General features: G+C 43.6%; 14 protein-coding genes. 9 read left to right on the top strand and 5 right to left on the bottom strand.

Features of this window, described 5'->3' with window-relative positions:
• Positions 1-95: 95 nt before the first annotated feature.
• Positions 96-509 (bottom strand): alternative ribosome rescue aminoacyl-tRNA hydrolase ArfB, encoded by a 414-nt coding sequence (arfB, locus tag ATG66_RS04845; protein WP_098414220.1) that lies wholly within the window; start codon positions 507-509, stop codon positions 96-98.
• A gap of 76 nt (positions 510-585) precedes the next feature.
• On the opposite strand from arfB, the gene ATG66_RS04840 reads away from it, so the two are divergent.
• Positions 586-1,188, top strand: coding sequence for a beta-phosphoglucomutase family hydrolase (locus tag ATG66_RS04840; RefSeq protein WP_098414219.1), 603 nt, complete (start codon positions 586-588; stop codon positions 1,186-1,188).
• A 194-nt stretch (positions 1,189-1,382) separates the two neighbouring features.
• On the opposite strand, the gene ATG66_RS04835 is transcribed toward ATG66_RS04840, so the two are convergent.
• A complete protein-coding gene (locus ATG66_RS04835; protein WP_098414218.1) occupies positions 1,383-2,372 on the bottom strand; it encodes an OmpA family protein in 990 nt (329 codons plus the stop codon).
• 467 nt (positions 2,373-2,839) lie between these two features.
• Here ATG66_RS04835 and aroG point away from each other — a divergent pair, with 467 nt between their 5' ends.
• The 8 genes from aroG to ATG66_RS04790 all read left to right on the top strand — a co-directional run bounded on the left by aroG (position 2,840) and on the right by ATG66_RS04790 (position 12,008).
• Positions 2,840-3,892: a 3-deoxy-7-phosphoheptulonate synthase AroG gene (aroG, locus tag ATG66_RS04825; RefSeq protein WP_098414217.1), complete on the top strand. Its 1,053-nt coding sequence runs from the start codon at positions 2,840-2,842 to the stop codon at positions 3,890-3,892.
• A 224-nt stretch (positions 3,893-4,116) separates the two neighbouring features.
• Positions 4,117-5,685: a methyl-accepting chemotaxis protein gene (locus ATG66_RS04820; RefSeq protein ID WP_098414216.1), complete on the top strand. Its 1,569-nt coding sequence runs from the start codon at positions 4,117-4,119 to the stop codon at positions 5,683-5,685.
• 381 nt (positions 5,686-6,066) lie between these two features.
• A complete protein-coding gene (locus ATG66_RS04815) occupies positions 6,067-6,813 on the top strand; it encodes an outer membrane lipoprotein-sorting protein (protein WP_098414215.1) in 747 nt (248 codons plus the stop codon).
• Positions 6,814-6,847: 34 nt separating this feature from the next.
• A complete protein-coding gene (locus ATG66_RS04810) occupies positions 6,848-8,077 on the top strand; it encodes an ABC transporter permease (RefSeq protein ID WP_098414214.1) in 1,230 nt (409 codons plus the stop codon).
• Complete coding sequence (locus ATG66_RS04805) at positions 8,067-9,302, top strand: ABC transporter permease (RefSeq protein WP_098414213.1); 1,236 nt, start codon at positions 8,067-8,069, stop codon at positions 9,300-9,302. The genes ATG66_RS04810 and ATG66_RS04805 overlap by 11 nt, the downstream gene beginning before the upstream one ends.
• Positions 9,302-10,018 carry an ABC transporter ATP-binding protein gene (locus ATG66_RS04800; RefSeq protein ID WP_098414212.1) on the top strand — a complete coding sequence of 239 codons (717 nt, stop codon included), beginning with the start codon at positions 9,302-9,304 and terminating at the stop codon, positions 10,016-10,018. Before ATG66_RS04805 ends, ATG66_RS04800 begins: the two co-directional genes overlap by 1 nt.
• Complete coding sequence (locus ATG66_RS04795) at positions 10,008-11,216, top strand: hypothetical protein (RefSeq protein ID WP_098414211.1); 1,209 nt, start codon at positions 10,008-10,010, stop codon at positions 11,214-11,216. Before ATG66_RS04800 ends, ATG66_RS04795 begins: the two co-directional genes overlap by 11 nt.
• A gap of 312 nt (positions 11,217-11,528) precedes the next feature.
• Positions 11,529-12,008: a Dps family protein gene (locus ATG66_RS04790; protein ID WP_098414210.1), complete on the top strand. Its 480-nt coding sequence runs from the start codon at positions 11,529-11,531 to the stop codon at positions 12,006-12,008.
• An 80-nt stretch (positions 12,009-12,088) separates the two neighbouring features.
• On the opposite strand, the gene ATG66_RS04785 is transcribed toward ATG66_RS04790, so the two are convergent.
• The 3 genes from ATG66_RS04785 to elbB form a co-directional block, all read right to left on the bottom strand.
• Positions 12,089-12,709 carry an HAD family hydrolase gene (locus ATG66_RS04785; RefSeq protein ID WP_098414209.1) on the bottom strand — a complete coding sequence of 207 codons (621 nt, stop codon included), beginning with the start codon at positions 12,707-12,709 and terminating at the stop codon, positions 12,089-12,091.
• Between the two features lie 147 nt (positions 12,710-12,856).
• Positions 12,857-13,933 (bottom strand): PQQ-dependent sugar dehydrogenase, encoded by a 1,077-nt coding sequence (locus ATG66_RS04780; RefSeq protein ID WP_098414208.1) that lies wholly within the window; start codon positions 13,931-13,933, stop codon positions 12,857-12,859.
• A 153-nt stretch (positions 13,934-14,086) separates the two neighbouring features.
• The gene (gene elbB / locus ATG66_RS04775; protein WP_098414207.1) at positions 14,087-14,737 is read right to left on the bottom strand and encodes an isoprenoid biosynthesis glyoxalase ElbB; all 651 of its coding nucleotides are present in this window, start codon (positions 14,735-14,737) and stop codon (positions 14,087-14,089) included.
• Positions 14,738-14,798 lie beyond the last annotated feature (61 nt).

Genomic DNA, 14,798 nt, shown 5'->3' with positions numbered 1-14,798 from the left:
TTCCTGAATAAGTGACTGAAAAGGGAGATCGAATGAGATTTCCAAGGGCCTAGCAAACTTTGTTAATGCAACATTCTTTTGAAATGCGGTACAGTTTAATAGTGCACTTTCTTACGTTGTTGCTTTTTTGTCCCCTGCTTGTTTTTATTATCAAGTCGGCGACGTTGTGAAGCGCGCGTTGGTTTGGTTTTAATGCGCTTTCTTTCTTGTGAGGCGGCAGCTTTAATCAATACTTGCAGGCGATTAAGCGCGTCCTCTTTATTTTTTTCTTGCGTTCTAAATTGTTGCGCTTTGATAATAATCACGCCATCTTTAGTTATACGAGTATCAGAAAGCGCGAGAAGTTGCTCTTTATAGAAGTCCGGTAAACTGGAATGTCGAATGTCAAAGCGCAAATGTATGGCAGACGCTACCTTGTTAACGTTCTGCCCCCCATTTCCTTGAGCTCGAATAGGGAATAATTGAATTTCCCATTCTTGAAGTGTGACGGAGTTCGAAATTTTGAGCATGATAACTAAATGCCAGTAAGGACGATTGAAAGAGCTGATAAATTACCATTACAGATGTACAAATAGAAGAAAAGACATGAGCACGATTGATTTTAGGCCGTATGAGGGATTCATATTCGATATGGATGGCACCTTGATTGATACCATGCCTGCTCACTTAGCAGCCTGGCAGGCGACTGCTGATCGATTCGACTTTCCGTTTTCTCAGGAGTGGTTCCACAGTTTAGGAGGCATGCCGAGCTTTAAAATTGTTGAAAAGTTGAATTGCTTACATGAACTGTCTCTGGATCCTAAAACAGTCGCAGAGTTTAAAATGGAGACGTTTGCTGCGATGGAATTACATGGTGATGTCATTCCTTGTACAAACATCGTGTTAAACGAGTATTTAGGTCATAAAAAAATAGCAGTGGGTACTGGCAGTCAAAGAGAGAGCGCGATGCGTCTACTGAGTCACTCAGAGCTGTTAGACAAACTGGATGCGGTTGTGACCGCTAGTGATGTACAAAACCACAAACCTTTCCCTGATACGTTTTTAATGGCAGCTGAACTGTTAGGCTTGGATGCATCTGATTGTCTTGTTTTTGAAGATACAGAGCTCGGCAAACGAGCGGCGCATGCAGCAGGCATGGATTGCGTCATGGTACAAGATAACGAGCTTGTTTTCTGTCCAAAGCCATAACTCTCAACCTGAACATCAAAACGTACTTGTCACGTTGGCTCTGAGCGTAAATTCTCACTTCATTCGTTGAGTTTTAGGAGAGCCATTTCTGTAGTTTACAGATTCACGAAGTGGTGTTTGAATACTAAATCTAAAACAAAGGGGTACCAATGCACCCCTTTACTTTGATTGAATTTACGCAAGCACATTAAAGATTAAGGTTGAACCAATTCTTCGTATTCGAATGAAGGAACCACAACCTCTACGCGACGGTTCTTTTCGCGACCTTCACGAGTGCTGTTGTCTGCCACAGGATTTTCTTCACCCATCCCTTTCACAGTCAAACGATCAGCATCAATGCCTGCATTAGTTAGGTAATCCGCAACAGATTGAGCACGACGTTCAGACAGTTTTTGGTTATAAGCCGCAGGCCCAGTGCTATCAGTGTAACCGGTGATCTCTACTTGAGCTTGAGGGTATTCATTAAGGAATGAAACAAAGTTATCTAGGCGTTCGGAAACAGCGTCAGTCAATTTCGCGCTATCGAATTCAAACGTACCTGTACCGTACTCTTCTTTATGTACTTTGCTCATCATCATTGGTTCTGGTTCTGGCTCTATAACTTCTTCTGTAACCACTGCGGCAACTACTGGTGCAGCAGCGAACTTGTAGTTAAAACCGACACCAAAGAAGTTTGCGTCCATATCGTCCCAGACGTCATCTGACATGTCTTGGTAACGTTGGTATTCTGCGCGAACACTCCAGTTTCTGTCGAGAGTGTATTCAGCACCTAGTGAGCCAGTTGGAACGAAATCTTTTTCGTTATCAGACATCATGTAAGCACCACCGATCTTAGCGAATAAGTTCCAAGAATCGTTTAAGTGCCAGTTGAATTTAGGTGCAAGAGTTAAAGCCGTTAAATTGCCGTCGATTGTATTAACAGTATTAGCTCCTGACTTAAAGTTAGCTTTGTAATCGCCTAAGAAATCAACACCGTACTCTAGTCCGATGATGTCGGTGAAATCATAACCGATGTGCAGTCCTGCACCAAAAGCTTCATCATCACAAGGGCTATTCAGATAACAAGCATCGTCAAGTGTCGTCATGCCTACTTTGCCCCCGATATACATTTCGGCTTGAGCAGAGTTCAAAAGAGCGCTACTACTGGCCACCACTGCTGCTACTGCAATTGCTACTTTGTTCATAATATTTCCTTGTATTGATTGCATATTAACTTCTATTTGGTTTTATCCACAAACGAGACAACCTAGCGTTTATAAGAAACTAGTTTAATATCAGTTTCGTTTGACATCAAGCAACAAAAAATGATAATTCGATACATTTTTTTAACTAAACACCCCCACAAACTTCTGATATTTATTACATTGTAGTAAATGTTTTTAAGGTTATAAGAAAGTTGATGATTATTGTTGATGATTATTTTGAGTGGTGAGTGTAATTTTTTTTTTACGATGTGTGCGTAAGTTAACGGGTGGCTTTGGTTTGCATTTTTTTAAAAAAACTGATTGCAACTCCATGGTCGAGCCGATAAGTTACTGAAACGGCAAACAAGAAATGACTGGATCCCTTGTTGCTGGTCTCTTTATGAACAATGTTGTATGAGTATAGTCGGTAAAACTGGGTCCGAAATAACAATTAGGAAGTAGAAGTAATGTTTCAAACTGATGATGTAAGAATAAATAGAGTAAAAGAGTTATTGCCACCCGTTGCAGTCTTAGAGAAGTTTCCAGCGACAGAAACTGCTTCTTCAACGACTTTTGATTGCCGTAACGCTATTCACAACATTTTACAAGGGAAGGATGACCGACTGCTTGTTATTGTGGGTCCTTGCTCAATACATGATCCTGAAGCGGCGGTTAAGTATGGTCAAAAATTAAAAGTATTACGCGATGAACTCGGTGAGCAGCTAGAAGTTGTGATGCGAGTTTATTTCGAGAAACCACGCACGACGATTGGATGGAAAGGTCTGATTAACGATCCGTATTTAGACGATACTTACAAGCTCAACGATGGTCTACGCATCGGGCGCAAGCTCCTGCTTGATTTAACAGACATGGGCCTGCCTACCGCCAGTGAGTTCCTTGATATGATCACGCCTCAGTATGTGGCGGATCTCATCAGTTGGGGAGCGATTGGAGCACGCACCACAGAATCACAGGTTCACCGTGAATTAGCCTCCGGTTTATCTTGTCCTGTTGGGTTTAAAAATGGCACCGACGGTAATATTAAGATCGCGAGTGATGCGATTCGTTCTGCCAGTGCTTCTCACCACTTTTTATCAGTCACCAAATACGGACACTCTGCTATTGTAGAAACGGCGGGAAATCCTGACTGCCATATCATCCTTCGTGGTGGTACAGAACCAAACTACAGTGCAGCGCATGTTGCTCAAATCAAAGATGAGTTGGATGCAGCTGGTTTACCGAAGAAAGTGATGATCGACTTTAGCCACGCGAACAGTTCAAAGCAATTTAAGCGTCAGATGTTGGTGTCTGACGATGTTTCTGAGCAGATCTCTGGTGGGGAAGACGCCATTTTCGGTGTCATGATTGAGTCTCATCTTGTGGAAGGTCGTCAAGATCTTGTTGATGGCAAGGCCGCTACTTATGGTCAATCTATTACTGATGCTTGTCTCGGTTGGGAAGAGACTGAAACGGTATTACGTCAACTTTCTGCAGCGGTAAAAGCACGCCGACATAAATAAGCTTTCTGAAGGCTGAGATTTAAAGAGCCAGAGGCGTACGTCTCTGGCTCTTTTTTATTAGCTCAATAATGATGAGTTTTGTACTTCTTTTACTCATTTCTGATTGTCTGTTTTCAAATTTAAAAATGTCGACTGAATAAGATTTTTTATCTAACATTTTGTAATAACTCCGATAATAATGTATACATCTTGCCAAAATTAATAAGAATATAGAAGTTTTGTTTATGTCTGCCAATCTTTCTCATACAGCTCAAGAAACTCTCGTAGGAGATACCGAAGAACTTGTTTCAACCACCAACTTAAAAGGTGTGATCACATACTGTAATGACGCGTTTTGTCGTATTGCGGAGTATACACACCAAGAACTCGTTGGTCAGAATCACAACATTGTTCGCCATAGCGACATGCCTAAAGCCGCCTTTGGTGATATGTGGGCTCGCCTCAAAGAAGGTAAACCGTGGCGTGGGATAGTAAAAAATGCCACTAAGTCAGGTGGTTATTATTGGGTGGATGCCTATGTAACGCCAATTTATGAAAATAAGCAGGTCGTTGGCTATCAATCTGTGCGTGTGAAGCCTAAGCGCGAATGGGTTGATATCGCAACCAATGCGTACAAGAGCATGCAAGTGGCAGAGAAATCAGGTCGTACTTGGTCGCTGAAAATTAACGAAACAGTTCGTTACGCGATTCTTCTTGGCGCATTAACCGCACCTGCGGTTGCGTACGTGTTGTCTGTTGAAGGACCCCTTGCTTGGCTTGCAAGTGCCCTGCCTGCTGGTGTGCTAGCATTGCTTTTCCGCCAAGAGCTTATTGATACACCTCAACAACTTAAAAAACTGCAAAAGCAATATGATAGTGTGAGCCGTTTGATCTATTCAGGGAATACCGCTTTTTCGATTGCCGATTTTCATGTCAAAATGCTGTCGGCAAGAATTCGAACCGTATTAGGGCGCATGACTGATTCTGCGTTGCCGCTACAACATTGCGCAGAAGAATTGAATCAAACCACGAAAGAAGTCTCGGCGGCACTGAATCAACAAAATACTGATATTCATCATGTGCGTGACGCGACTCAAGCAGTAGAACTCTCAGCAAATTCGGTTTCTTCCAGTACCAATGACGCGAATTTGTTGATTGATGACACTTTGCAGTCATGCTTAATGGCGAAAGAGAGTATTGATCAAACGCATGCCAATCTGTCGCAACTCAGCCTTCAAGCAGAAAAAGCGACGGAAACGACGCATCAACTTAGCGATCAGGCTCAAAGAGTAAATCAACTGATGGAAGAGATTGGTGGGATTGCTGAACAAACAAACTTATTGGCACTTAATGCAGCAATTGAAGCTGCACGGGCAGGTGAGCAAGGACGTGGTTTTGCCGTTGTTGCTGATGAAGTAAGAGCACTTTCTGGGCGTACCTCGAATGCGACGGAACAAATTCAAGCGTCTATTTCTGCCATGTTATCGACGATCGCAGGTTGGCAAAAAGACATTCTAGCTAACAAGGAGCAGACCGACTCATGTTCTCAAGTTGCAGAGCGAAGTGCACTGCGTTTGTCTGAAGTCGAACAGATGATGCAAACCATGAGTGGTTTGATGGGCGATGTTGCAGAAGCGGCGAATAATCAGCTTACGCTATCGAGTGACGTGAACCAGCACATTCATTCGATTGCTTCTACAGCGGAGCAAAACTTAGCAGCGACTCACTCTGTTGAGCAAACCAGCCGCCAGTTGAAAGAGCAGGTACAGGACTTCTATCAACTGGCGATTCGATTTGAAGATAAGCAATCGTAATAGCAACGTTGATTTTCTGAGTGTTGGTTGAATTTACTCACATTCATATAAAGACACTAAAAAGTTTCAGGGCGGTTTTTCGGGGAGAAAACCGCTTTATCTTCAAAAAAAACCGCCTCACCATACCCATCTTTTTCATTAGATTGATCTTGTTACTTACTTTTTTAAGTGTGTATACGGTGCCACTCATGTAAAGGGGGAATCAACAGAGAAAAATCACGAGGTATGTCAGTTATCCTAAACTGCAGACCAACTCTACTCTCATGCATGCCTAACGTTTTTCGTCCTTAATCGCTATTCTAAACTTCTCTCTTGCTATACTTATTTGAATTTCAAGTCATTCTAACTCACATCATTCTTGGCATGAGCCTGAGGGAAGTTATGTATAAAAGGTCAGTTGTTCTACTTTGTTTGCTTTGTTCCTCACTCTCTTACGCCGAGAATGCGTTCGAAATTGTGCAAAAATCTGATCAAGCGATGCGCGGAGACTCCAGCTATAGTGAAGCTACGATGGATATTGTTCGTCCTGATTGGACGCGCTCCATGACAATGAAGAGTTGGACCAAAGGCACGGAGTTATCATTGGTACTCGTTACCGCGCCAGCAAAAGACAAAGGCAGTGCCTCTTTGAAGCGTCATAGAGAAATGTGGAACTGGGTGCCGAGCATCGAGCGAGTGATTAAAATTGCCCCATCCATGCTCAGCCAATCGTGGATGGGCTCTGACTTTACCAATGATGATCTGATTAATCAGTCCTCTATTGTTGTCGATTATCAACATCAGCTAATTGATAGCGATACCTTCGATAACGATAAGGTCTGGATAATTGATGCGTTTGCTAAGCCTGAGGCTCCTGTGGTTTGGAGTAAAGTCAGGTTGTGGATCTCTCAGTCGAACTATTTGCAACGTAAAGTGGAATTTTACGATGAATTTGACGAGTTAGTGAATGTTTTGACCACTTACGAGGTTAAAGAGTTGGGCGGTAGAAAAGTGGCGACTCGAATGGAAATGCAGCCGCTGGATGAGCCGGGTAATAAAACGGTTTTGACCACACATCAGGCGCAATTTGACTTTGATATCGACGCTGACTTTTTCTCTCAGCAACAAATGAAGTCGTTGCGAGATTAGGGTTATTTCAGTTTAAATAAGAGGTGAGAATCGAATGCTCATCAAACTTGCATGGCGAAATTTATGGCGGCAAAAACGGCGGACGCTACTTACCGCTTCTGCGCTAGCGCTTGTGCTGTTTCTTTCTTTACTTACTCGTGCTTTCCAGGAAGGAAGCTACTCCTCAAATATTAAAAATGCCGCGAAGTTCTACACTGGGTTGATCCAGTTGCAACATCCAGAATTTAGTGATTCTTCGAGCATTGATGATGTCTTGCCGTACACGAAAACATTTATTTCAGCCGCAATACAAAATCCGAACATTAACCTTGTACTGCCACGAATTGAGTCCTTTGCACTTGCTGCCAAGGATGAGCGCTCTAAAGGCGTTATGGTTTTAGGGGTTGAGCCTGCAGCTGAGGATGATTATTCCAGTATCAGCGACAAAATTGTGCAAGGGCAGTTTATTTCATCAGGGCAAAATTCAGTGCTTGTTGGTGAGGGGCTGGCAAACTATCTTCATTTGAAGGTTGGCGATGAACTGGTGTTGTATGGTTCTGGTTATCGTGGTCAAACGGCCGCCGGACTGTACCAGATTTCAGGTATTCTGCACTTTCCGTTGCAACAGTTAGATTCTCAACTCGTCTACATGCCTCTCGATTCGGCACAAACTCTTTATTCTCTTGAGAAGCAAGTCACTGCTTGGGTGCTTCATTCTCGCAGTTTGCGTGAATTACCTGAGGTTGTCGAAGAGTTGAAGCGCGAATATAGCAGTGATGTCGCGGTCAAGAGTTGGCAAGAGTTGTCGCCAGAGCTTTCACAACAAATCGCCTTAGATAAGGCCGGTGGAATTTTTTTAATCTATATCTTGTACGGTATTGTCGGGTTTGGCTTGTTTGCAACGATTGTGATGACAACACTGGAGCGGCAGCGGGAATTTGCCGTGATGCTCGCCACCGGGATGTTGCGCAGTAAATTGATAGGGTTGGTAACGATTGAGTCGCTGTTTATATCTGTGATTGGCCTGATACTTGGTGTCTTGATCAGTGCGCCAGTGCTTGCGTATTTCTACTTCAACCCTATTGAGATTACTGGAGAAGCTGCTCAGGTGATGTTGGAGAGTGGTTTTGAGCCGGTCGTCCCTGTTTCAGTTGAGCCGTATCTGTTGATAGATCAAATTATAGTCGTGCTGATTATTTTGTCGTTGTGCCTTGTATATCCAGTGGTTCGCCTTCTTCGTTTGCCTATTGCAAGTGGGCTGAAAGGGGGCGCACATGTTGATTAAATTGGCTTGGCGTAATCTGTGGCGAAATAAACTCAGGACATCCATCATGTTAGGCGCAATGGTATTTGGCTTAATGGGAGTTGTTGCCATGATTGGTTTTATGAACGGTTTGGTAGACAGCATGACCAAAAATGCCATTGCTTGGCAAACCAGCCACTTACAAATTCATCAGAAATCCTATCTTATCAACCCTGATCTCAACGATACGATAACTGGGTATCAAGCCATAGTAGCGGCTTTGACTGCTCAGCAAGGTGTAAAAGCGGTGTCGGCACGTTTTCTTGTCGAGGGGATGATTGCTTCTGCTCGTAGTACGCGGGGGATCCGGATCAACGGTATCAGTATTGAGCAAGAACAAAAAATCACGCCACTGAAAGACCATATTGTAGTAGGGCAATGGTTGGATAAAGAGGGTAAAAATCCCATTCTTGTTTCCCAAAAAACCGCAAACCGATTGAAACTACGCGTTGGTTCGAAAGTCATTCTGACGTTATCTGATATCAATGGTGATGTCGCGGGTGCGGCTTTCCGTATTCGAGGTGTCTTCAAAACGCCATCCACGACCTTTGATGATGGCAATGTCTATGTTCGCAAGATGGATCTTGAAAAAGTCGCGGGTTTAATGGGGGCGCATGAGATTGCAATTTTATTGGATTCCAATGACAGCGCAGTGCTAGAGCTTACTGAAGCGTTTACGTTATCAATATTGACAGAAAATAATCAGGCACGATTGGCGGTGAGAAAATGGTTAGAAATACAGCCTCTACTTGCCACTATGATGAGTTCAATGGATATCTCCAATCAAGTCATGCTCGTTGTCTTTGTGTTGGCCATGACGCTGGGGATTATCAATATTATGTTGATGTCGGTATTTGAAAGAACCAGAGAGTTTGGTGTGTTAATGGCCGTTGGGATGCAGCAGCACAAAATCCGCATACTAATTATTTTAGAGACTCTGTTTCTTGGTTTGAGTGGCTGTACGTTGGGGCTGGTAGGAAGCGCCGCCATGTTGAAAATATTGAGTATAACTGGTTTATCGCTTAGTGGATTAGCGGATGGCTTGGGAGCGTATGGCGTTGATACATTACTTTATCCGAGGGTTTCGTTTTATGAGTATCAAATGATTATTGTGGCCATTTTTGTTGCAAGCTTATTCGCAGCGTTGTACCCAGCAAGACAAATTCTAAAGCACCGACCGGTGGATGCCATGGCGGAGAAAACGTAATGACGATCAAATTGGAGCGCTTAACCAAGACTTATAACCCAAACAGTGACTTCCCAGTGCACGCGGTTCAAAACGTAGACTTGGAGATCAAACAAGGCGAGTTTGTGGCAATTATGGGGCCATCTGGGTCAGGAAAAACGACGCTGTTAAACATGCTGGGTGGTATTGATGCACCAACATCAGGTCGAGTTGAAATCGATGGTTGTTTAATTTCAAGTATGTCGGAAAAGGAGTTGATAGCTTATCGGCGAGATAATATCGGCTTTATCTTTCAAGATTACAGTCTGCTACCAGTACTGACCGCGATCGAAAATGTCGAATTTGTAATGCAGTTACAAGGTAAAACGGAAAGAGAGTGTCGTGAACGAGCTACCGCTTTACTGCAACAGGTTGGGTTATCGGCGCAGATGCATAAACGTCCAAGTAAAATGTCAGGTGGTCAACAACAACGAGTAGCGGTCGCGAGAGCGCTGGCTCCCAAACCTCGTTTTGTGATGGCGGATGAGCCAACGGCAAACTTAGATGCTAAAAGCACCGCAGAGCTTCTCGATATCATGGAGCAACTCAGTGAGCAGGAGGGCACGACATTTATCTTCTCTACTCATGATCCCAGAGTGATAAAGCGTGCACATCGGATCATTGTGTTTGAAGACGGGCGCCTTGCCAGAGATTTTACCAATATCGATAACAGAGCAGAGAAGAGCCATGCGTGGTAGGGGAGAGAGCATCGTCACGTCATTTAAGCTTTGGCTGTTTATGTCAGCGTTATCTCTTGCCGCATGGAGTTTTCAATCTCGTGCTAACGTTCCTGGGTTAGAGCCTAAAAGGGCTTGGGATATCGATGGGTATGTGAAGTATATGGCCACGTACAGTCTTCCGGAAGAGCAGGTGAATACACTTGATCACTTAGTCCACAATCGTATTAATGTTGAATATCGTTTTTCGCCAGATTGGCGTATCAACCTCGGCATGAGAAACAGAGCATTATGGGGCGACGCGCTTAACATCCCACGATACGCTGATTTGGTGGCGCTGGATAATGGGTATTTTGACCTAAGTAAAAATTGGCGAGAGGGTAATGTAATCCTGAACTCTCAATTAGATAGATTGTATGTTTCTTGGGGTAACCAAGATAGAAGTGTAAAGCTAGGACGGTTTCGGATTAATTGGTCGATGAATACGATTTGGAATCCTAACGACATTTACAACGCCTACTCTATTTATGATTTTGACTATGAAGAGCGAGCGGGCACAGACGCGGTAATGCTCAGCAAAAAGCTTGGATTCGCCGAGGGGTTAGATTTGACCTTCTCTCCCTCAAAGCGAGATCGACAAAACACTGTGGCGCTGCGTTATTTCGCTAATACCTCTGGTTGGGACTATCAAGTCATTGCGGGGCGCGCTCGGCAAGATTATGTGCTGGGCGTTGGATTCGCCACAGATGTCTATCAAGCGGGCTTTCGTGGTGAGCTGAGCTGGTTTGATCCTATTGAGGCGTTATATCAAGGTCAACCAACTAAGCAAGCCACCGTCGCCAGCTTAGAGCTCGATTATAGCTTTGGTGGCGCACGCAGTTGGATGACAAGAGGTGCTTGGTTGTTTATTTCGGAGCCCCAGCAAGCAAACAATGCACTTTCTTATCTGAGCTTACCCCTTACTGCAAAAACGTTGAGCTTTACCGAGCATACTGTGTATGCCGATGTCAGTTTCGATTTAACCGCGCTTAACCGCATCACACTATCAACAAGCTATTACGATGATGGATCTTACTTTGCGGGGTTATCCAGTAATTATTCGCTTGCTAATAACTGGCAGCTGTTAACGGTAGCTCAAAGCTTTAACGGTGGTAGTAACAGCTTGTTTGGTGAAACGCCGGCAATCTTGGTGTTTGCCAATGTTCGGTATAGCTTTTAAATGCGCGACTCATTGAGCGGTTATTTTTAAGGTGTGTTATTAATAACCAACAATATTTCGTTTGACGTTGCTTCTTTATCCATATAATTCATGGAGTTAATATGCACAAGCGTCGTTATGTGAAAGGGTCATTTAAATGCGTGAGGGCTTACTTATTATACTTCCCGTCTAATCTAATTGCTCATAGAGTTTAGTTATCAACGTTATAGTTAAAACCGAATTTCCTTTCTTCGTGCTCAGATCTATTATGATCTCATCAGCAGCAGATACTGCAAAATGATTTTTAAATGTTATTTAACTAGGAGCCAGATTATGAGTAAACAAGTCAGCCTAATCGGTCTTGATCGTCAACAATCCGAACAACTCGCTCAACAACTGAATCAGCTACTAGCGCATTACCAAGTATTGTATATGAATACTCGCGGTTATCATTGGAACATCAAAGGTCATCAATTCTTCGAATTACATGTCAAATTTGAAGAAATTTATACAGACCTACAAACCAAAATTGATGAGCTTGCTGAGCGTATTCTCACTTTGGGCTACACCCCATCGCACGCGTTCAGTCACTACTTGGAATCAAGCGAAATTAAAGAGCATCAAAACGCAACTTCCGGTGGGGAATGTGTCAGAGGCCTAGTCGACGGCTTTAGCGTTTTGCTGCTTAAACAACGAGAAATTTTACAAAACGCAGGTGATGCAGGTGATGAAGGTACGTCAGCATTGATGGGTGATTACATCCGTGAACAAGAGAAACTAATGTGGATGCTTAACGCTTACCTTCAAGGTTAATGACGAGCACGGATAAACCTTCGGGAAATAAGCCAAAGGAGCACTCAGGTGCTCCTTTTTTGTTGATGTTCTTTACCGATTCAGTTGGAAGTGTGTTGCATAGATTGAAAATGGACTAATAAATCGCTCAATTCTTTTACGGCGAGAGAGGCTGAGTGGTGAAACTGCTTGGTGGTATCATGATGAACAAGGCAGGAGGGCATATGAGCGTTATAGGCTGCTTGTAAATCGTAGAGATAATCACCTACATATAACATCTCATCTGACATCAATCGCCACTCTTTGGCTAGCATTTGTAGTGATAATGGGTCAGGTTTTGGAGGGTAGCATTCGCGGGTCAACACTCGCTCAATGTTAATTTGGTTGTGTTTTAACTTTTGTTGGGTCGCAATGAGGCAATTGCGTGTCACAATGGCCGTCCTAACCTGATGTTCGTTCAGGTAAGCCAGTAATTCGTGACAACCAATCATTGGCGAAGACTGCTCTGCATCGGATATTTCATGGTTGGAAATCACGTTGTGCGCATGTTCTTTATGGTGTGGGTGGTCAATTCTCTCCACAAAATCCAATAAGTCCTCCGTTTGCGGACAGCCAAGTTGCCGGCGAAGATCTCTAAAGTTCATCTCCGAACTGACTAAGGTATTGTCTAAGTCGAAAATAACGGCTTTGACTCTTTCAAGTTTTAATGGAAAAGGAACCATGGTGACCTCATACAACTTAAGCCAAACTATCTTATTAAAAACAAAGGTTATTACTAATCTTAGGTTCTGCTGATTTACTTGCACGAAATAAATCACAGGTGCGTCACAAGTTGGATAGATTTAATAATTTGTTGGTTTGGTTATTGGTTACCTTTGTTCGAGGCGGAAAATCTTGCCACTATCGGTAGAAAAGTAGATGTCGCCCTCTGGGCTGGTGGTGATATCTCTTACTCGCTCACCAAGACTCTCCATCAAACGATCCGATTCTATCAGTTTACCGTTATCAAACGACACGACATTAATATGGGTTAATTTCAGTGCACCGACCAATATTTTTCCGTTCAATTCTGGGTACTTGTTACCGCGATACAAAATCATATTACTTGGCGCGATGGATGGAATGTAAACCAGCTTAGGATCTTCCATTCCTGGCAGTGATTTGGCATCACCCACATCCAATGGCCCCCAGTATTCTTTACCTTGAGAGACTTTTGCCCAGCCGTAATTTTCTCCCTTCTTGATGAGGTTGATCTCGTCACCACCTCGTGGGCCGTGCTCAGTTGACCATAGCCGTTTAGTTTTTTCGTCGTAAAACAAACCTTGTGGGTTTCTATGGCCGTAGCTCCAGATCTCCGGCTTTGCCGTAGAGGATTTAAAAGGGTTATCTTGCGGCACAGAGCCATCGAGATTTAAGCGTAGAATGCTGCCTGCATGAGTGTGAGTATTTTGTCCGTTATCGCGCTCACCACGGTCACCAATGGAGAAGTAAACTTTACCATTAGCAAACGCAATACGACTGCCAAAGTGTCTACCAGTGTCCGAAATCGCATCCGCCACAAATAGATCTTTCCAACTGACCAAGTCACCATTTTTGAGCTTGGCGGTGGCTAAAGCGACCGTGTTTCCTTTGTTGGTGCGTTTACTGTAAGTGAAGAACAGTTGTGGGTTCTGCTTATTGGTGTTCGGAGCAACCGCAACATCGAGTAATCCTGCTTGGCCTCTGGTGTTCACGTCCGGTGCTTTAAAAAGAGTTTGGCGTTTTCCAGAGGTGATAGTGAGTAGTAACACCGTGCCGTTTTTTTCATTCACGATGACCCGTTGTTCATCTATGAACTCAATCCCCCAAGGGATCTTAAACCCATTGGCGATTTCATTGGCACGGTATTTGGCAGCGTGGACAGAAAGGGATAGACAAACGAGTAGGGTGGTAGCAACAATTCTCATGGTTCCTTCCAATTTGAAATGTGTTTATGTTTAAAATCTAACACGAAACGATGTACTTGGCAGGGGTGAGTTGTGTATGAATGTAAAAATCCCCACTAATAATTTAATTATCAATGGGGATGAGAAGATAGTTTATAAGTTAACTACCTGTAATTACGCTATTTCGATGAGCTTAGACACTAACTTTTCGATACCTGAAGCGGCTTGAGAAACATTCTCGGCTAGCATATAAGCTGGCGTTGAAAGAACGTTGTGTTTTTCATCAAACACGACTTCTTCGACGGAGCAGGCGATGTGTTCACCCCCCATCTGATTAAATGTCACTGAGACTGCCTCATCATTTCCGATTGTTCCTTTTACGCCTTGCTCATAAATCATTGGGATAATGATGGGAGAGATACATAGGTAACCCGCAGGTTTTTTGACACGGGCGAATGCGCGGCAAGCTTGAGCAACATGAGTATTGATCGAGCATTCAGCGCCCGATACTGCAAAATCGGTGAGGTTTTTGGCTGCGCCGAAGCCACCAGGTAACAATAGTGCATCAAACTCTTCAGGATTAAGCCTAGCGACATCGTCAATATTTCCACGAGCAAGGCGGGCAGATTCCACTAACACATTTCGTGTTTCATCCATCTCTTTACCCGTTAGGTGGTTTATCACGTGTAACTGTTCGATGTTAGGAGCAAAGCACTGCCAAGATGCGCCTGCTTTTTCAATAGCATGAAGTGCTAATACGGCTTCATGTAGCTCTGTGCCATCGTAAACACCTGAACCACTGAAGATCACTGCGACTTTTTTCATTTGAGGACTCCTTTAGTCTGAGGTTTCCGTTTGTTGCTCTGTTGCATTTAGAAATTGAGAA

It is taken from the genome of Vibrio sp. ES.051 (assembly GCF_002563795.1).
Lineage (GTDB): Bacteria > Pseudomonadota > Gammaproteobacteria > Enterobacterales > Vibrionaceae > Vibrio.
This window is presented reverse-complemented; position numbering and strand designations above follow the sequence as displayed.